Source organism: Allobosea sp. 01N443 (assembly GCF_056399325.1).
The window spans coordinates 99,367-116,027 of sequence record NZ_JBFTRC010000001.1 but is presented as its reverse complement, the minus strand read 5'-3'; the positions used below and the strand labels follow the sequence as shown (position 1 = coordinate 116,027).

Annotated in this window: 19 protein-coding genes; 11 read left to right on the top strand and 8 right to left on the bottom strand. The window is 64.3% G+C overall.

Going from position 1 to position 16,661, the window contains the following annotated elements:
• Nucleotides 1–162: 162 nt before the first annotated feature.
• Entirely contained in the window at nt 163–681 is a 519-nt protein-coding gene (locus tag AC1DRP_RS00585; RefSeq protein WP_476767523.1) for a DUF992 domain-containing protein, read from the bottom strand.
• Between the two features lie 120 nt (nt 682–801).
• On the opposite strand from AC1DRP_RS00585, the gene AC1DRP_RS00580 reads away from it, so the two are divergent.
• Complete coding sequence (locus AC1DRP_RS00580; protein WP_476767522.1) at nt 802–1,056, top strand: hypothetical protein; 255 nt, start codon at nt 802–804, stop codon at nt 1,054–1,056.
• 16 nt (nt 1,057–1,072) lie between these two features.
• Here AC1DRP_RS00580 and AC1DRP_RS00575 read toward each other — a convergent pair whose 3' ends face one another.
• A complete protein-coding gene (locus AC1DRP_RS00575; protein ID WP_476767521.1) occupies nt 1,073–1,645 on the bottom strand; it encodes an extensin-like domain-containing protein in 573 nt (190 codons plus the stop codon).
• A gap of 298 nt (nt 1,646–1,943) precedes the next feature.
• Nucleotides 1,944–2,096: a hypothetical protein gene (locus tag AC1DRP_RS00570; RefSeq protein ID WP_476767520.1), complete on the bottom strand. Its 153-nt coding sequence runs from the start codon at nt 2,094–2,096 to the stop codon at nt 1,944–1,946.
• A gap of 167 nt (nt 2,097–2,263) precedes the next feature.
• On the opposite strand from AC1DRP_RS00570, the gene AC1DRP_RS00565 reads away from it, so the two are divergent.
• Entirely contained in the window at nt 2,264–2,434 is a 171-nt protein-coding gene (locus AC1DRP_RS00565) for a DUF1328 domain-containing protein (protein ID WP_441504954.1), read from the top strand.
• Nucleotides 2,435–2,598: 164 nt separating this feature from the next.
• Here AC1DRP_RS00565 and AC1DRP_RS00560 read toward each other — a convergent pair whose 3' ends face one another.
• Nucleotides 2,599–3,390, bottom strand: coding sequence for a response regulator (locus AC1DRP_RS00560; protein WP_441490582.1), 792 nt, complete (start codon nt 3,388–3,390; stop codon nt 2,599–2,601).
• Nucleotides 3,391–3,630: 240 nt separating this feature from the next.
• Between AC1DRP_RS00560 and AC1DRP_RS00555 the strand changes: the two genes are divergently transcribed.
• Genes AC1DRP_RS00555 through AC1DRP_RS00545 form a run of 3 tightly spaced genes read left to right on the top strand, consistent with a single transcriptional unit; the run spans nt 3,631 to nt 6,042 of the window.
• Nucleotides 3,631–3,849, top strand: coding sequence for a NepR family anti-sigma factor (locus AC1DRP_RS00555; RefSeq protein WP_441504955.1), 219 nt, complete (start codon nt 3,631–3,633; stop codon nt 3,847–3,849).
• Nucleotides 3,836–4,396 carry a sigma-70 family RNA polymerase sigma factor gene (locus AC1DRP_RS00550; RefSeq protein WP_043234959.1) on the top strand — a complete coding sequence of 187 codons (561 nt, stop codon included), beginning with the start codon at nt 3,836–3,838 and terminating at the stop codon, nt 4,394–4,396. Before AC1DRP_RS00555 ends, AC1DRP_RS00550 begins: the two co-directional genes overlap by 14 nt.
• Complete coding sequence (locus tag AC1DRP_RS00545; RefSeq protein WP_476767519.1) at nt 4,396–6,042, top strand: sensor histidine kinase; 1,647 nt, start codon at nt 4,396–4,398, stop codon at nt 6,040–6,042. Before AC1DRP_RS00550 ends, AC1DRP_RS00545 begins: the two co-directional genes overlap by 1 nt.
• Before the next feature lie 6 nt (nt 6,043–6,048).
• On the opposite strand, the gene AC1DRP_RS00540 is transcribed toward AC1DRP_RS00545, so the two are convergent.
• The 3 genes from AC1DRP_RS00540 to AC1DRP_RS00530 all read right to left on the bottom strand — a co-directional run bounded on the left by AC1DRP_RS00540 (nt 6,049) and on the right by AC1DRP_RS00530 (nt 9,263).
• The gene (locus AC1DRP_RS00540; protein ID WP_441504957.1) at nt 6,049–6,930 is read right to left on the bottom strand and encodes a transglutaminase family protein; all 882 of its coding nucleotides are present in this window, start codon (nt 6,928–6,930) and stop codon (nt 6,049–6,051) included.
• A gap of 158 nt (nt 6,931–7,088) precedes the next feature.
• Entirely contained in the window at nt 7,089–7,367 is a 279-nt protein-coding gene (locus AC1DRP_RS00535; RefSeq protein ID WP_441504958.1) for a hypothetical protein, read from the bottom strand.
• Between the two features lie 120 nt (nt 7,368–7,487).
• Nucleotides 7,488–9,263, bottom strand: a complete 1,776-nt coding sequence (locus AC1DRP_RS00530; protein WP_476767518.1) for an ABC transporter ATP-binding protein/permease — start codon at nt 9,261–9,263, stop codon at nt 7,488–7,490.
• 248 nt (nt 9,264–9,511) lie between these two features.
• Here AC1DRP_RS00530 and AC1DRP_RS00525 point away from each other — a divergent pair, with 248 nt between their 5' ends.
• The 5 genes from AC1DRP_RS00525 (at nt 9,512) to AC1DRP_RS00505 (ending at nt 14,450) form a co-directional block, all read left to right on the top strand.
• Nucleotides 9,512–10,276 (top strand): Crp/Fnr family transcriptional regulator, encoded by a 765-nt coding sequence (locus AC1DRP_RS00525; protein WP_476767517.1) that lies wholly within the window; start codon nt 9,512–9,514, stop codon nt 10,274–10,276.
• Nucleotides 10,277–10,398: 122 nt separating this feature from the next.
• Nucleotides 10,399–11,190, top strand: a complete 792-nt coding sequence (locus tag AC1DRP_RS00520; RefSeq protein WP_476767516.1) for a class I SAM-dependent methyltransferase — start codon at nt 10,399–10,401, stop codon at nt 11,188–11,190.
• A gap of 150 nt (nt 11,191–11,340) precedes the next feature.
• Nucleotides 11,341–11,910: an NADPH-dependent FMN reductase gene (locus AC1DRP_RS00515; RefSeq protein WP_441504962.1), complete on the top strand. Its 570-nt coding sequence runs from the start codon at nt 11,341–11,343 to the stop codon at nt 11,908–11,910.
• 157 nt (nt 11,911–12,067) lie between these two features.
• Complete coding sequence (locus AC1DRP_RS00510) at nt 12,068–13,273, top strand: diguanylate cyclase domain-containing protein (RefSeq protein WP_476767515.1); 1,206 nt, start codon at nt 12,068–12,070, stop codon at nt 13,271–13,273.
• A gap of 229 nt (nt 13,274–13,502) precedes the next feature.
• The gene (locus AC1DRP_RS00505; protein WP_476767514.1) at nt 13,503–14,450 is read left to right on the top strand and encodes a glutaminase; all 948 of its coding nucleotides are present in this window, start codon (nt 13,503–13,505) and stop codon (nt 14,448–14,450) included.
• A gap of 205 nt (nt 14,451–14,655) precedes the next feature.
• Here AC1DRP_RS00505 and AC1DRP_RS00500 read toward each other — a convergent pair whose 3' ends face one another.
• Nucleotides 14,656–15,357: an SDR family oxidoreductase gene (locus tag AC1DRP_RS00500; RefSeq protein WP_476767513.1), complete on the bottom strand. Its 702-nt coding sequence runs from the start codon at nt 15,355–15,357 to the stop codon at nt 14,656–14,658.
• A 113-nt stretch (nt 15,358–15,470) separates the two neighbouring features.
• Between AC1DRP_RS00500 and AC1DRP_RS00495 the strand changes: the two genes are divergently transcribed.
• A complete protein-coding gene (locus AC1DRP_RS00495) occupies nt 15,471–16,361 on the top strand; it encodes a LysR substrate-binding domain-containing protein (RefSeq protein ID WP_476767512.1) in 891 nt (296 codons plus the stop codon).
• Nucleotides 16,362–16,661: the final 300 nt, after the last annotated feature.

Below are 16,661 nucleotides of genomic sequence, written 5' to 3'. Positions count from 1 at the left end.
ACTTTCGCCTCTGGGTGAAGAACGCGGCGAAGCATGGCGTTGTTCCGGCACGCGGGACGCACCGCGACGGAAAGCTCCAAATTGAGCTAAACATGCGGCAAGAAGGTTATCGAAGCGTAACCCTTTGCAGAAGCCTCTCCGTCTTGAGCAAGTTGCGAGACATCAGCGGCGCCCACGCGACGGAGAAGACGACGGCGCGAGCGTAAGCTCGAGACCGGTAACGCCGACGGCGACATTGAAGCCGCGCAGGGTCTGCAGTGAGAGAGGCTGCAGCGTGACATCCTTCTCGACGCCGCCGATGAGCATGTTCACCGATCCTCCCGTCCCCGCCGAAGCGCCGGCGCTTGCGCCAACATAAGTGCCCGCCAACGCCCCCAGAGGGGCTCGCGCATAGGGACCAAAGACACGCCAGCCCATGCTGCTGCGCTTGAACGAGCCGACATCGAGCCCGAAACCGCGCACAACGCCGGTATAGCGCTGCACGGGCCCGCGGCGCGGCGTAAAGCGGCACTCCATGGGCTTCTGCGATGTCACGATAAGGTTGAGTGCGCCGCCGACATGGCAACTCAGCCGACCTGCCGGGGCCCCGCTCTGTGCGTTCGCAGCCGTGGTTKTAAGAGCGCTCAAAGCGGCAACGCAGAACGCGGTTGCGGCGACAATTTTGGCAGGCCGATGGATCATGACGAATCTCCTGACAACATGGTTACCAAAAAATGCCGCAATAGCTCCACAGTTCCCAATCAGTCTGGAACCTAGGCAGGAGCGTTGCGTTCCAATTCCGCCCCTGGACGGAAACGTGAGATGTTCACTCGTATTAGCCCTCCTCTGCAAGCGACGCTGATCCMGACAGGCAGCGAGCCGGATCGGCTCCCTCCCTTTTGGGAACTTGAGGATTTGATTGCGTCGGGATTCGACCAAACCACGGCGCTCGATATTCTCGCGATCCGCCGCGCGCAGGCCGAGACCGGCCGGGTTCCTGTGGCCCTGTTTCGCCCAAGCGACCCCTGGCGGCTCACCCGCGTCGAACTCGACGAAATCTCCGACAACGTCGCTTGAGCGACGGCACACACCGTCATTGGCAGAAGCGCGCCGCGGCTGAGCGGCGCGGCTGAATATCGACATGCAGATGATTGGCATGGGCGGCGTCCGAGCCCGGGCCTAGGCTGGTCGCGAAAGCCCCGCACGCCGATTGCCTCACCGACTTCAAAAAACGGTCCTGAGCCAATCCTGCCGGCTTCTCGACCATGACACGAACACCGCCCGACCGTTCCTCGCCCATGACAAAAGCGAAGATATCGAGCGCCTGACCCGTCGCATGCTCACTGACCGGGCCGGCCGTCGAGCGGTTGCGCCGACGGCACTCATAGCCACCTCCAACCTGAAGACGCGAGAGATCCCGCCCAAAATGCCCTCGGGCGAGGGGCTGGACGGTATCGTCAAGCCACTGCGAAACCGTCGTCGCCATGGCACAGCTGATCGTGACCGGCGGCGCGAAGACAACCGTCCCCGGCCCGTCGCTCGCACGGTAGGCAAGCGCCTCCACGACGACCGGCTCCTGCACCCGGCAGGCCGGGTCCGTTGCCCGGTACTGCTTCGCATCGGGTTGACGAATGCGATTGCCCGCGATGGCTGCCAATGCCCGCATGCAGGCGCCGTCTCCGGGCGGAGTAGGAGTAGAGGTGACGGGTGACTGCGGTTCGACCGGCTTCGCGGGCGACTGTTCCGCGGGAGCCGACACGGAGGGCAGCGCAGGCGAAGGTATAGCCAAATCCCGAGGGCGCGGTGGCGGCACGCCAATGGGCGCAGAGCGCTCCGTCTGAGTTCGTGGGGCCGGCTCGGCCTTGGAAGGCGTGCCAAGGGGCAACATGGCGGCCACCGCGCCAATGCAGCACACCCGCACTACCAGCCCCATGCCCCTGGACGTCATCGCAGCATTCCCTCCTTCAATCAGGCCCCGTCACGATTTCAGCAGGGAGAGGCGCAAGCGGTGCAACGACGAGAAGGACAGCCAGAGTGATCAGCGCGCTGGTTTCCACGTAACTGCCAAATAAAATGGATGCGTCCGTCGTAACCGGAAAGATATCGAGCAGAATCATCCTTGTCGTTCTCGGCTTCCTTCAAATTTCGGAACGCACCTGAGGCAACGCGGGGTGTGTAAAACTTGTTCCCTTCACCACTCGTCCGCCCCGGGCCACCAAGGCGGAACTTTTGCGGCGGCAGAACCGTTGCTTCAACGATGCATGTTGAATTCTGAGGTTTCTCGATGTCCGGGTGGGCCGTGACATTCCTGATCGCAGCGCTTGTTGCGGCGATGCTGGCTTTTGGCGGTGTGCCGGGGCTGGCGACAATGGCCGCAAGGATCGTTTTCTTCGCTGCGCTCGCCGGAGCGGCCATCACCGGCCTGATTGCAATAACCAAGGGGCGGCGGTCGTGAGGCGGCCACGCGCCAGGAGAGATGTCATGAAATGGATTGCGCCGATGATCGTCGCCTTGCCGTTTCCGGCACTTCTGGTCGTCTGTTTTCTGGGCTGGTAAGACGCACGAAAAAGGGTCCGTTGCGCCATGACGCCACGGACCCCGCTGTCATACTGAGCTGTATCAGGCGGCCTTGCGACCGGCGCGCCGGTCAAAGAACAGCGCCTGACTGATCGCCGCCTTCACCGCTTCCGGCTGGAATGGCTTGGTGATCAGGAAGGCAGGCTCGGGCCGGTCTCCGGTCAGCAGGCGTTCCGGATAGGCCGTTATGAAGATCACCGGGACGTCGATCGCGCTCAGGATCTCATTGACGGCTTCGAGGCCGGAACTGCCGTCAGCAAGCTGGATGTCGGCCAGCACCAGGCCCGGCCGCTTTTTCGCGACAGATGCAATCGCCTCGCGATGGGTCCGGGCGACACCGGTCACCGTATGTCCCAGCTCTTCGACCATCGTTTCGATATCGAGCGCGATGATGGGCTCGTCTTCGATGATCAGCACGTCGGTGGCGACCTGATCGGCGATTTCCTGTCCCGCGACCTGGACGAGATTTGCCACCTCCGCCGCCGAGACCTCCATGATCACCGCGACCTCATCGAGCGAAAAGCCCTCGACGGTGCGCAGCAGGAAGGCCTGCCGTGGACGCGGCGTCAGCGCACTGAGATTGCGCTCGGCCGACGAGCGCTCCACACCGCCCGAAGACTGGTTGTTGATGCCGACCGACGACCAGAGCTTCAGGAAAGTCCTGTACAGTCCGGTGCGGGCATCGACGTCCCGCGGAAAGGAATTTGGATCGACGACGAGCGCTTCCAGCATTTCAACGACATAGGCATCGCCACTCGCCTGCGTGCCGTTCAGAGCTCGCGCGAAGCGGCGCAGATAGGGCAGATGCGGGGCAATTTCCTTCGCAATCGACATTGATTGGTCCTTCTTCAACCTGCCGAAAGTGAGCACCCGCAACGTGTTTCTGACAAGCAATTTATTTTACGATTTGCCCGGAACTTTTCTGAAACTAGACCGTTATCTGGCAGCATACGTGTCAATGATGCTCCCGGCGGATCATGATCGGCCGGGATGTGGAAGACGGTTGAACAGGGCAATCCGGCCGCCCCTGCAGCAAGAGCGGAGCGGCGTCGGCGCGAGGGTATGATGAGTGCTATGAAGATCGAGATGCCAGAGCCGAACGGGGGCGAAGAGACGGATTTCGAAGCCATTCTGGACCCCAGGGTTCAGGAGTCGATCGGCCGGTCGCTCAAGGCGCATTACGACGATCTGATCAACGCACCCATCCCCGACAAATTCCTGGTTCTGCTGGCGCAGCTGGAAGCCAAGGAAAGCCGTTCATCCGCTGAGGAAGCAAGTGATGAGCGCCCCTGAGTTCAAGGACGGCCTGATCAAGGAAATCCCGAACCTGCGCGCCTTTGCGGCGTCGCTTTCGGGTTCGATGCAGCTCGCGGACGATCTGGTGCAGGACACCCTGCTCAAGGCCTGGGGCAACTCGGACAAGTTCGAACCGGGCACCAGCCTGCGCGCCTGGCTCTTTACCATCCTGCGCAACACCTACTACTCGCTCTACCGCAAGCGCGGCCGCGAGGTGCAGGACAGTGAAGGCACCTATGCCGAGCGCATGGCGGTGCACGGCAACCAGGAGAGCCATCTCGATCTCGCCGATTTCCGCAAGGCTTTGGCCAAGCTGCCGGAGGAGCAGCGGGAAGTGCTGATCATGGTCGGCGCAACGGGCCTTTCCTATGAGGAGGCTGCTGAGATCTGCGGCGTCGCGATCGGCACCATCAAGAGCCGCGTCAACAGGGCGCGCACCAAGCTTGCGGAGCTGCTGTCGATCAAAGGTCTCGATGATCTCGGGCCCGATCGTCAGAGCGCAGCAGCGGTTCACAGGACCAGCTCCGAACCCATCCGACCCTGATGCGACTGGCGCGGTTCAAGACCGTCCGCGGCAGGCTTCTCGCTCTGCTGGTCGCAATCGCGTTGCCGATCGCCTGCCTGTCGGCGATCGCCGCGATCACGACCTATCGAACGGTCATCGCCTCAATTCAGACTTTCCAGATCCGCACGGCGGACGACTATGCCGTGCGCGCTCGCGTCTGGTATCGCGGCGCCTTGCGCTCGTTGCTGACGGCGGCCGCGGCCGTCGGCACGTCGAGCAGCGGGGATTGCGATGCGGCCGCCCAAGAGATTCTGAAGCGGGTAACCGGCTACAGCGCCCTTCACCTCAAGATGCGCAACGGCGAGATCTGCTCGGTCTCGCTCGATCCGCATGTCACGTCTGCCAAGCTTGCCGCGACCGCAGAGCGACTGAGCGCCAAACCACCGGTCCGCATCTGGGCAGGCACGGAACTGGCGACCGTGCGTTATGACGATCTCATCCTCGATCGGCAGCGCTATCTCGCAGTCTATGCTCATAGTAACGATCCCGAACAGCCTGCGCAGGAAGCTCTGCTGCTCGCCGACTCCGACCTGCTCAACAAGGTCTTCGACCTCGGCGAGAGCGATGAAAGCCTTGCGGTCGCGCTGATCCATCGGGGCAGCGGAATCGTCACCAGCCGGGGAGTCGATGAAGGCGACGAGTCCTGGCTGCCGGCGCAGGAAGTGGTGCCCGAGGTCAAGGCCCGCTGGGAGGCGGCAAGCAGGGCCGGACCCAACCGCGCCTATGCCGCCCGCATGGTTGCCGAGCCTGACCTCTATGTGATCGCGAGTTTCGACAACGCAGCCGAACGTGCGGCCCAGACGCAGTTCCTCATTTTGCTGCTGACCCCGCTCCTCACCCTCGCCTTGCTCTGCTTCGTCTACCTGCGCGCAATCGACCGGCATTGCGTGCGCTGGCTGCGCGGCATCGAAACGGCGGCCAGGACACGTGCGAAACTCTCGAGTGCCCGGGCCCCGATTGCGGCGGATATGCCGAGCGACATGCGGAGCGTGGCGGAGGCCTTCAATGCGATGGTCGAGGAGGAGGAGGTGCGGCAGCGCAAGCTCTCGAACGCCCTCGACGACAATCGCTTCCTGGTGCGCGAGCTGCATCACCGGGTGAAGAACAGCCTGCAGGTCGTCCAGAGTTATATCGGGCTGACCAAGCGCGATTCCCGCGGCGAAGCCAGGCTAGCGCTCGCCGACGCCGAATGCCGCGTCCACGTCCTCTCGGCAGCCTATCGCTTCACGCTCGCCGATGGAGAAATGCAGCCTGTCCGCGTCGACCTGTTCCTCGACGACGTCATGACGATGATCTCGAACCTCATCCGCCGCCGCGACCAGGGCCTGATCAGCCAGATCGAGACCATGTCGTCCCTTTCTGTCGACCGGATCATTCCGCTCGGCTTCCTGATCGTCGACGTGGTGGGGCGCGCCTTGCGGCACGGACCGGGCCTCACCGTGACGGTCACCGCTACCGATATCGATGAGGAGACCATCGAGATCAGCATCAAGGCGGATCGCGAGATCGACCATGCCGAGCCCCCCAAGCTCTTCGCCGGTCTCCTGACACAGATCGCGGCGACCGAGGTCTCCGCACCGGGCGGGCGCTCACTGGGCTCCTGGCGCATCGTGCATCGGGACTGAGCCTGCTCAGCAGGCGTCCGTCTCGACCGGCTCGATGCTGACCCCAACGTTCAAGCCAAGGAAGGCTCCGGCGAGCCCGGTATAGCTGCCGGAGACCGGCGATGCGTCCTCAGGAACGCGGGCCACGGCGATGCGCAGCAATTGGCGGTCCGCCACCAGATCATTGGTCGGATCGAACTCGACCCAGCCGTCGAAGGGGATGAAGACGTCGGCCCAGGCATGCGTCAGGCCGGCCGGTGAGACGAGGCCGCCGCCTTCCAGGGTACGCTCGTGAATATAACCGGTCACGAACCGGGCAGCGAAGCCCAGGCGGCGCGCCAGCTCGATAAACAGCCACGCATAGTCACGGCAGGAGCCGCTCCCCAGCTGTAGTGTGTCGAGCGGGTGTTGTGTGCCCTCGTCATAGCGAATGGCGTAGCTCAATGCGTCATTGATGGCATGAGCGAGATCCCGCAACAGGTGCCCGGTGCCGGTGCCGCTCCGCGCGCGAAAGGCGAGAAGCCATTGGTCGAGGGCGCCATCCGGATCGGCGCTCGCCAGAGCCAGATAGGGCTGTAGCGCCGCGCGTTCGGAGGGGGTGTAGACAACCCCCGTCATGGCCGCGTCCGACGCGAGCACCGGGCTCGGAAGGGCCGGTCCGAAGCGCTCGACCACCAGTTCGCTGACGATGTCGAGGCTGTCGGCCTGCCCCTCGAAGCTCGCGATGGCAACCGAATTGCCATAGGCATCATGCATCCAGCGCAACTGCGCCGCCGGAGTGATGCTGAGCGCGGTTTCCACGACGCGCAGGTCGAAACTGTCCCGCGGCCTCAGCATCAGGCGATGCGGTCCGAACCCGACCGGCTGGGCGTAGCGATAGGTCGTCGCGTGACGGATACGCAGCTGCACAGAACCCTCCCGGCCAAGCGATGCGCCTCATGGCAGTCAGCGCGGCCACGGACAAAACAAGCCGCCCGAAGGCGGCTTCACGCGTGACAAGCGCGCGGGGCTCCCGTCGCACCGCGACCGAGCGCCCCTGATTGCGCTATCCCGCAGTAGGTTCCGGCTCAGCGAATAACGCTGGCGATCGGCCCGGCCACGCGAGCCTCCTGGGAGCTCGCGATGGCGCGCTTGGTCCGATCGGCGACCCTCTGGGCGGGATCCACCGATGCCAGCTGGCTATCCGTCGGGACGTTGTTTCGAATCTTGGCCTCCGCGACGGAGGTCGAACTTTGATCGGTCGCGCTCTGGAGAGCCGAGCCGAAGGTCAGCGTGGCCACCACCGCGCCCATGATTCCAAAGAAGGCGAAGGCGCGTTTGATGGGGGCAAGGCTGTCATTCAACATCTGTCTCTCCCTACGCCACGACCGGTCACCATTGACCGGTTTACGTCGAAGAGAACGCGACGCCGCCCGTTCGGTTCCCGTTGTGCGGGTGGCAGCGATCACGAAACCGGGAGCGGCGGTTCAGGCCTCCTCGTCCTCGTTGGCGGGCTGACGGCTGCGAAACAGCCGCCAGAGCGACTTCCCGATCCGGCGCGAGCTCAAATGCGCGCCGGCGAGACGCTTCTCCAGGGTGATCTTGCGGTCATGGAAATCCTCGAGGCCGGGGCGGTGACCGACACTGATGACTGTCGCGTGTGCGAGCTCGCCTTCGAACAGTCCAAGGAGCGAATTCTGGCTGTCCTCATCGAGGGCCGAAGTCGCCTCGTCCATGATGATGATATCGGGCTTCTGGATCAGCAAGCGCACGAAGGCGACGCGCTGACGCTCGCCGCCGGACAGGACGCGATCCCAATTATCCTCCTCGTTCAGGCGCTTGGCCATGTAGGCCAGGCCGCAGCGCCGAAGGGCGGCAATGATGGTCTCGTCGCTGACGGGGATGTCGGAATCGGGATAGAGCAGGACTGTCCTGAAATTGCCGAGGGGCAAGTAGGGCTTCTGCGGCACGAAGGCGATGCTCTTGCCGCGAGGCACCTGGATCGAGCCTGAACCCCAGGGCCAGAGGCCGGCCAGCGACCGGATCAGCGTGCTCTTGCCGGAGCCGCTCTCGCCAACGATCAGAACTTTCTCGCCGAGTTCGATGATAACCGTCGCGTCTGCGATGACGATGCGCCCATTGCTGTGCGCCAGCGAGAGCTCCTTGATATGAATCGCGCCGTCATCACTCTCGCCGAGCGAGATCTGGGTCTCGCCGACCATGATCGTGCCGACATCGAGCGCCTCCAGCTCTTCGACAAGCTCGTCGACCCGAATGACGGAGGCAAACCACTCGGCCAGCCTGACGAAGTTGTCGACGAACCAGATCAGCGCGGCCTGAACGGCGCTGAACGCCGCGACGACCTGCATCACGGCCCCGAGCGTAACCTCGCCCGAGAGATATTTCGGCGCGATCAGCAGCAGCGGCACGATCGGAAACAAGGCACCATTGGTGTTGAGCACCAATGCGATCACGCCTTGTTGGCGAATGACGCGGAGCCAGGCGGCCAGGACGCGGCCATAGTTCTCGCCAACCGATGCTCGCTCGTCGGCATCGCCCTTGATCAGGGCAATGCTCTCGGCATTCTCGCGCAATCGCGTCATTTCTGCCCGGAACTGGGCCTCGGCCTCGTTCTTGGCCGCAATGCGAGCGACCAGCGGTCGTCCGGTAAGATAGGCCGCGAGCGACGCGACCGCCGCATAGACGATCGCGGCCAGCGCCATGTAGCTCGGGATCACGACCGCCACGCCACCGAGCGTGAAGTGAGCTGAGCCTGCGACCTGCCAGAGGATGGCGGCGAAGGTCGCGGCCGTCACCGCCGCGCTGATCAACCCGATCGCGAATTCGGCGAGCGGCTCGATCGCGAGCCGGACGTCATCTGCGATCCGGTATTCGGGAGCCGTCTGCCTCTTGGTGAGGAAGCCGAGCCGATAATAGCGCTGATCAGCGATCCACCAGCCGGCGAGACGCATGGTCAGGTCCTCCCGCCATCGCGCCTGGAGCAGCATGCGGCTGATCACGAGGGCAGACAGCGACAGGCTGAATGCGATGACCAGCGCCGGCAGCCAGGCGATCACCGACCAGACAGCGCCGGTATCGCGCTTTTCAAGCGCATCGAAGAAGTACCGGTTCCAGCTATTGATGCCGACGGCGCTCGCCGTCTGCGCAGCGACGAAAACCAGCACCGCTATCGTCAGGACCCAGGCGCGCAACCGGGTCTCACCGCTCCAGAACCGCAGCGCGATGCGGAAAAACTGCCGCATGCGCGACCGCCTGGATGGTTGCGGTGTCTCAGCCATGGCCTTGCAACTCCCGCCCGAGATGTCATTGACCGGAGCATCATCGCGAGGTGTCGCAATCATAAACCGGAGGCTGGAGATCGGCACGCTCCACGGCGCTAGAACGCCGCAACGCTTCTGCCAGTTCCGCCAATTGCAAAGGATATGTTGCACCGCACGCAGCATGCGATTCGCCATTGAGCTATGCCGGCTCCCCCGCGCATAATGGCGTCATGAAGACCATGCCCGACCATGCCAGCATAGCCCGGCTCGGAGTGCCTTGCCTGGCCTGCCCTTTGCGGCTGAAGGCGGCATTCAAGGACAAGAGCGATGAGGAAGTCCGCTTCATCCAGGGGATGAAGATCGATCATCGTTCCGTTCCGGCCGGATCGGAGGTCATTCATCCCGGCCAGGAAGATGCCGAGCTCTTCACGTTATTCTCCGGCTGGGCCTTTCGCTACAAATCGCTCCCCGACGGCCGGCGTCAGATTCTGAACTTCCTGCTGCCGGGCGATCTGGTCGGGCTGCAGGCGTCACTCCTGAGCGCGGCCCAACATGGCATCGAAGCGCTGACCGATGTCGAGCTCTGCACCTTTTCGCGCAAGCGGATCTGGGATCTCTTCGTGCACATGCCGTCGCTGTCATACGAGATCGCGTGGCTCGGCTCCCGCGAGGAGAGCCTGATCGACGAGAATCTGACCTCGGTCGGCCAGCGCAATGCGGGCGAGCGCATTGCTGCACTGATGATCTCGCTCTATCGCCGGGCCGAGGCGCTCGATCTCGTCAGCGACAACAGTTTCCAGTTCCCCTTGTCGCAACAGCACCTCGCAGACGCGCTTGGCCTGTCACTTGTCCACACCAGCAAAACCTGGTCGCGCCTGCGCCGTGCCGGCCTCTTCTCGCTTGCCGGGGGACGGCTCACCTTGCTCAACCCGCGGCTGACCGCGCGCATGGCCCTGCTTTTCGAACGCGAACGCCATCCGAGACCGTTGATCTGAAACAGCTCAACCGCTACGCCGCACTCTTGACCCGAACTTCTTGACGGTTAACGTCAATTCTGCTCGCTAGCGGCATCTGTTCGTTCTGATGCTTCGGCTAACGGGGCGAGGCCTGAGGTTTCATGACGCGTCCTTCCACCACCCGGGATTCTCGCGGCGCGCTTGCCGGCCGGCTCGGCAAATCGAGCGTTGCCGCTCGCATCGAGGGTGAAATGCGCGTCACGGCCGCAGAGTTGGCCGATAGCGTGGCGGAGGCCAGGCTCAAGGTCGCAGCCGTGCGTTACAAGGTCGAGGGCGAGGTCCGCAACACGGYCGGGAAGCTGAAGACCCGGGTCAATGAGGCCAAGGCGAAGTTCGGCGACGATGCCCGCTTCCTGAAATCCTGGATCGACGACCCGCTGCGCACGGGTTCGGTGACCCCGTCAAGCCCGTTCCTGGCGCGCCGCATGGCCTCCTTCGTCGATCCGAGCGTACCTGGTCCGGTGATCGAGATCGGCCCCGGAACCGGCCCTGTGACAGAGGCGCTGATCGAACGCGGCATCGACGAGTCCAGGCTGATCCTGGTCGAGTACAGCCCCGAATTCTGCAAGCTGCTGCGCGAACGTTTTCCGCGCGCCACCGTGGTGGAAGGCGACGCCTATGCGCTATCGACGACGCTTGCCGGGCATCTGAGCGAGAAGGCCGTAGCGGTCGTCTCCAGCCTGCCGCTATTCACGCGCCCGCCGGCCACGCGCACGGCCCTCGTCAAGGACGCTTTCACGCTGCTCATCCAGGATGCGCCCTTTATCCAGTTCACCTACTCCGTGATCTCGCCGGTGCCGCGGAAGGGTTCGGGCCTCAAGGCCATGGTGTCCGACTGGGTCTTGCGGAATATCCCGCCGGCCCGCGTCTGGGTCTATCGTCGCGCGGCATAGGACTGCGACGGCTCCCGGGCGATGGTCCCACCCGCCCTCCCGCGCATAGTGTCGATACCGCAGCCCGGGTTTCCAGGCCGCCAGCAAGAGTGCAGGCTTTCCTGATCGCGGACAGGCCGGAGCTTTCCGGCCAGGTCATGGGGTCGTCACATGCCAGAACCTAGAATTCTCGTTTTCGCCGGTTCCTGGCGCGAGGGCTCCCTCAACACCAAGCTCGCGACGCTGGCGGCAAGGAGGCTGCGTGCCGCCGACGCAGAGGTGAAGCAGATCTCGCTCGGCGACTATCCGCTTCCCCTGGTCGATGCCACCGGCTTCGGAAACGCGCCGCAGGCAGCCCATGAGCTGCGCGCGCTGATCGACGCGCATGACGGCCTCTACATCGCGAGCCCCGAATACAATGCCGGCTACGCCCCGGCCTTGAAGAACGCGCTCGACTGGGCATCGACAGCCAAGCCTGGCGCCCCCGCCAGCGGCCTTGCAGGCAAGGTCGTGGCGCTCGGCGGAGCTTCCACCGGCTCGCTCGGCGCCTATCGCGGGCTGACCCAGTTGCGAACCTCACTCGAACTCGGCTTCGGCGCGCTGATGGTGCCCGAGATGGTCGCCGTCAGTTTCGCCGACAAGATGTTTGATGCCGATGGCAACCTCACCGATGCGCGCAGCAGCGGTTTCTTGGATGCCCAGGTGGCCCGACTGCTCAAACTTTCCGGCAAGGGCCTGTAGTCGCGGCGGCTTGACGATCCGACGCTAGGGAAGTGCGCAAGTCATTATGCCTTCCACACGGAATCGTAACAGCTCGGCCCTATGAGCCGCGAACAAGAGCACTGGTCTCGACCCGGTCTCTTCCAGGACCTCACGGCCAGGGAGTTGCAGCACGCGTATGAATGGCCAGGCATCAAGCTATAGTTTGCCGCGCTGGCGCCTGACGCGCTGGCTGACCGATGCTGGCCCCGATGTGCCCGCCGACATCAGGGTCGCCTTGATTGGGAGCCTCTATGGCACCTTGCCGATCTTCGCCGGCGGCGTGATCAACACCATCGCCGTGTCGTTTCTGATCGCGATGCGGATTCCGACGCTGCCATTCGTGCTCTGGTGCGCCTTCGAGGTCCTCTGCTGCGTGACGCGGCTCTTCGTGCTGCTCGTCGCCCAGAAGCGGGCGAGGCAGGGCAAGGAAACACCGACGGATCTCTACATCCTGCTCGGCGTCGCCTGGGCCGGCGGTGTCGGCTACGGCACCTTCATCAGCCTGAGCAGCGGCGATTGGGTGGTGGCCACGCTCGCCTGCCTGTCGGCCGCCGCAATGGTCGGCGGCATCTGCTTTCGCAATTACGGGGCGCCACGACTCGCCGGAGTGATGATCTTCCTCACGCTCGGGGCCTGCTGCTTTGCCGCGCCCTTCCTCGGCGAGCCGATCATGCTGATCGTCTTCATGCAGATCCCCTTCTATCTTTTCAGCATGAGCCGGGCGACCCGCACGCTCAACAAGATGCTGGTCACGACGATGCGCGCCGAGCGCGAGAACGAGTTCCATGCGCGCCATGACATGTTGACCGGGCTCTCGAACCGCTCGGGCCTGACGAAGGCACTCGACGCGCATTTCGCCCGCGATGCCGGACAGAAGCGGCTCGCACTGATCTATCTCGATCTCGACGGCTTCAAGGCCGTCAACGACAGCTATGGCCATATGGCCGGAGACCGGCTGCTGCAGCTCGTCGCCGAGCGGTTGCGTGGCATGATCCGCACTGGTGATCTCGCCGCCCGGATGGGTGGAGACGAGTTCATCGTCTTGTCCGAGCAAACCGAAGCCGCGCAACTTCTCGGCTTCGGCGAAAGGCTGATCCGCGAGATTTCGCGGCCCTACGAGCTCGACAACAAGCACGAGGTCACCGTGGGAGCCTCGGTCGGGATTGCGCTTGCTCCAGACCACGGCACGGACATGATGACCCTGCTCGCTGCGGCAGACAGCGCACTCTATCAGGCCAAGTCGCGCGGCAAGTCGCGCTGCATGATCGCGTCGCAAAGCGAACTCGACCGGCCCTTCTCCGGCGCGCCGCTGCTGGTCAGCTCGGCCCGCCAGTTGCACTGAGCCCAAGATTCGCGGCTTGCTGCAGCTCGCAGCGCTCCTCCCCCACGGCATGTCGCCAAAGCGATCCTGGCCAGGCAATGCCGCACGCCCACGGCGTCATCCGGCAGCGAAGCATCGTCGCCCGCAGCACCGCAACGACGGCCCCTTGCAAGGTCGGTCTGGCGCGCCGCAGTCTTGACCCCCCTGCAGCCCTCGGGCTTCCTGCCGTCCGAGAAAGCGGAGAGCGGCCGTGGCAGATATCGGACGAATCGTCCACGAGGTGGCCGAGGAGATGGCCGCCCATCCCGAACGGGGCGAGGTCGCGAGCTATATTCCGCCGCTCGCCCATGTCGATCCCGGACAGTTCGGCCTCTGCATCGTCACCTCCGATGGCGCAACGCATGCTGCCGGGGATGCCGAAGAGCCCTTCTCGATCCAGAGCGTCTCCAAGGTCTTCGCGTTGACCCAGGCGCTCGGCAAGGTCGGCGACACGCTCTGGCGCCGCGTCGGACGCGAGCCTTCCGGAACCCCCTTCAATTCGATCGTCCAGCTCGAGCGCGAACAGGGCATTCCGCGCAATCCCTTCATCAATGCCGGCGCACTCGTCGTCAGCGACGTCAATCTCGCCGGACATGAACCGCGCATCGCGATCGGCGAACTGCTGCGCTTCATCCGCTATCTCGCCGAGGACGAGACGATCGTCATCGACGAGACCGTGGCCCGCGCCGAACAGGAGACCGGTTTCCGCAACATTGCGCTGGCCAATTACATGAAGGCCTTCGGCAATCTGACGCATGCGGCGCCACTGACGCTTGGCGTCTATTTCCACCAATGCGCCATCGCCATGAGCTGCCGGCAGCTCGCCATGGCCGGGCGCTACCTGATGCTCGGCGGCCTGCATTCGCCCGGCGGAGCGCGGGTAATCTCGGCGCAAAGAGCCCGCCGCATCAATGCCCTGATGCTGACCTGCGGTCATTACGATGCTTCCGGCGACTTCGCCTTCCGCGTCGGCCTGCCCGGAAAATCCGGGGTCGGCGGCGGCATCCTGGCGATCGCGCCGGGCAAGGCCGCAATCGCCGTCTGGTCGCCCGGACTGAACGAATGCGGCAATTCCCGCCTCGGCACCCTCGCGCTGGAGCGCATTGCCGAAGCGACGGGCTGGTCGGTGTTCAGCCCATCAGGAGGCGGCCGCCCCTGAGCGGTCGGCAGCATCCAGACAGCACGTCACCGGCCTGCACCTCCGCCCTGACCCGGGAGCCACTCCCCCCGAGGGCAACCGGGCAAGAGCCCTCTGTCGGAAGGAGCCTTCTGGGGGGAAAGGGCATTTCCGGGCGCGCCTGAGGGGGCCGCGAGCGTTTTCCGCAAGCCCCCCAAATGTTCAAGAGCCCAGCGCGCGCTGTTGCTCAGATCCCGCGCGTGATGCCGCCGTCGACGCGAATATTCTGTCCGGTAATGTAGCCGGCATCGTCGGAGGCAAGGAAGGCGATCGTGCCCGCGATTTCGTCGCTCCTGCCATAGCGCTGCAGCGGCACGCGCTGGCGTCGCTCATCGGTGGCCGGCAGGCTGTCGATCCAGCCGGGGAGCACGTTGTTGATGCGGATATTGTCCGCTGCGTACTTGTCGGCAAAGATCTTGGAGAAGGAGGCGAGCCCTGCCCTGAACACGGCCGATGTCGGGAACATAGCGTCGGGCTCGAAGGCCCATGCCGTCGAGATGTTGATGATCGATCCCGAGCGTTGAGCCTGCATGACCGGCGTCACCAGCCGGGCCGGCCGTACGACGCTCAAGAAATAGACCTCCATGCCGCGATGCCAGTCCTCGTCCGGGATCTYCAGGATCGGCGCGCGCGGGCCATGGCCTGCACTGTTGACGAGAACGTCGATGCGCCCCCAGCGGGAGACGGTCGCATCGACGAGGCGCTTGATATCGTCATTGGACTGGTTCGAACCGGTCACTCCGATGCCGCCGAGCTCATGGGCCAGGGCTTCGCCCTTGCCGGATGAGGACAGGATGGCAACCGCGAAACCGTCCTTGGCGAGACGGCGCGCGGCGGCAGCCCCCATCCCGCTGCCACCGGCCGTAATGATCGCGACTTTCTGAGTCATGGACTTTCCCCTGGTTGCCTGCTGCAGCTGGTCGTAGGCGACGAGGACGCCCCGAACCATGGATTTTCCGTGCGGTGTCCCTGTAGCGTTGCTACACCCTCATCATGTCACGAATGCCCCCTCTCGCGACCTTGCGCGCATTCGATGCGGCCGCGCGCCATCTCAATCTTCGCCTTGCGGCGGAAGAGCTGAATGTGACGCATGGCGCTGTCGCCCAACAAGTTCGCGCCCTGGAGGCCAGCCTCGGGGTCGCCCTGTTCGAGCGGGAGCCGCGCGGCCTCGCGCTCACCGCGGCCGGGCGGGCCTTTCATCCGCAGATCAGACGGGCCTTCGCACTTATCGCGGGCGCCATGGTCGCAATCGAACCCACGCAGGAACGCGAACGACGCGGCGTGACGGTCACTGTCACTCCCTCCTTCGCGGCAAGATGGCTCATTCCGCGGCTCGGGAAATTCTCGGTGATTGCGCCGGATGTCGAGGTACGCRTCCTGGCGTCGGAATCGACCGAACGCCTCGGAGGACATGGCCTGCCGGATCTCGCAGTGCGTCTGTCAGCTCCGCCCTTCGAGCGCTCGCTCGATGCCCGGCGCCTGCTTGCGGACGATCTCTTTCCAGTCTGCAGCCCATCCATCGCCAAGACACTCTCGAGCCTGGACGACCTTGCAGGAGCGACGCTCCTTCACGACGCCCACGACGCATGGCCGCTCTGGCTGGAACTGGCGAACGCATCGACCCCACCAACGGTCGGACGCCGATTCAACCAGACCGCGCTGGCCCTTGCTGCCGCGCTTGACGGCCAGGGCGTGGCGCTTGCGCCATCTGCTCTCGTTGCGGAGGATCTCGCCGGGCAACGCCTGGCGGCACCATTCGGCACGGCCCTGCGTGTCGCGTCGGAGCGGGCCTTCTATCTTCTCACGCCGAGGCTCTCCCGAATGCGTGCTGAGGTCTCGAGCTTTCGCTCCTGGCTGATCGACGAATGCGACGCCGGCCTGGATGCGGAGTGACGGCCCCGCCGGGCTGCCTGGATCTGACGTCCGGCCCGCCCGGTTGAGGAGGTCGGACCGCCAAGAGCTCCCATGATGAGAGTGCTCCCATGACGGTTCCGCCGAGGCGGATGATCGCATCCGCCGGGCCGTAGCGGCTTTGGCCAACGGCGCCCGCCCAACGTGCTCAAACGCGAGGATCGCGTCGCAAACCGCGGTCGAGGTTCACCACAACCTGCCCAGGTTCGCGCTTGCACGCATGTGCAAAATTGCGATTGACAGGCCTGCCGTTTGCGTTGAGCTTGATACGCAACGGATCGG

What these genes read in the sequence shown, in the direction of transcription:
- AC1DRP_RS00575 (WP_476767521.1), bottom strand. Translation starts at nt 1,645, where the DNA reads ATGCGGGCATTGGCAGCCATCGCGGGCAATCGCATTCGTCAACCCGAT.
- AC1DRP_RS00570 (WP_476767520.1), bottom strand. Translation starts at nt 2,096, where the DNA reads ATGATTCTGCTCGATATCTTTCCGGTTACGACGGACGCATCCATTTTA.
- AC1DRP_RS00565 (WP_441504954.1), top strand. Translation starts at nt 2,264, where the DNA reads ATGTCCGGGTGGGCCGTGACATTCCTGATCGCAGCGCTTGTTGCGGCG.
- AC1DRP_RS00560 (WP_441490582.1), bottom strand. Translation starts at nt 3,390, where the DNA reads ATGTCGATTGCGAAGGAAATTGCCCCGCATCTGCCCTATCTGCGCCGC.
- AC1DRP_RS00555 (WP_441504955.1), top strand. Translation starts at nt 3,631, where the DNA reads ATGAAGATCGAGATGCCAGAGCCGAACGGGGGCGAAGAGACGGATTTC.
- AC1DRP_RS00550 (WP_043234959.1), top strand. Translation starts at nt 3,836, where the DNA reads ATGAGCGCCCCTGAGTTCAAGGACGGCCTGATCAAGGAAATCCCGAAC.
- AC1DRP_RS00545 (WP_476767519.1), top strand. Translation starts at nt 4,396, where the DNA reads ATGCGACTGGCGCGGTTCAAGACCGTCCGCGGCAGGCTTCTCGCTCTG.
- AC1DRP_RS00535 (WP_441504958.1), bottom strand. Translation starts at nt 7,367, where the DNA reads ATGTTGAATGACAGCCTTGCCCCCATCAAACGCGCCTTCGCCTTCTTT.
- AC1DRP_RS00530 (WP_476767518.1), bottom strand. Translation starts at nt 9,263, where the DNA reads ATGCGGCAGTTTTTCCGCATCGCGCTGCGGTTCTGGAGCGGTGAGACC.
- AC1DRP_RS00525 (WP_476767517.1), top strand. Translation starts at nt 9,512, where the DNA reads ATGAAGACCATGCCCGACCATGCCAGCATAGCCCGGCTCGGAGTGCCT.
- AC1DRP_RS00515 (WP_441504962.1), top strand. Translation starts at nt 11,341, where the DNA reads ATGCCAGAACCTAGAATTCTCGTTTTCGCCGGTTCCTGGCGCGAGGGC.
- AC1DRP_RS00510 (WP_476767515.1), top strand. Translation starts at nt 12,068, where the DNA reads ATGAATGGCCAGGCATCAAGCTATAGTTTGCCGCGCTGGCGCCTGACG.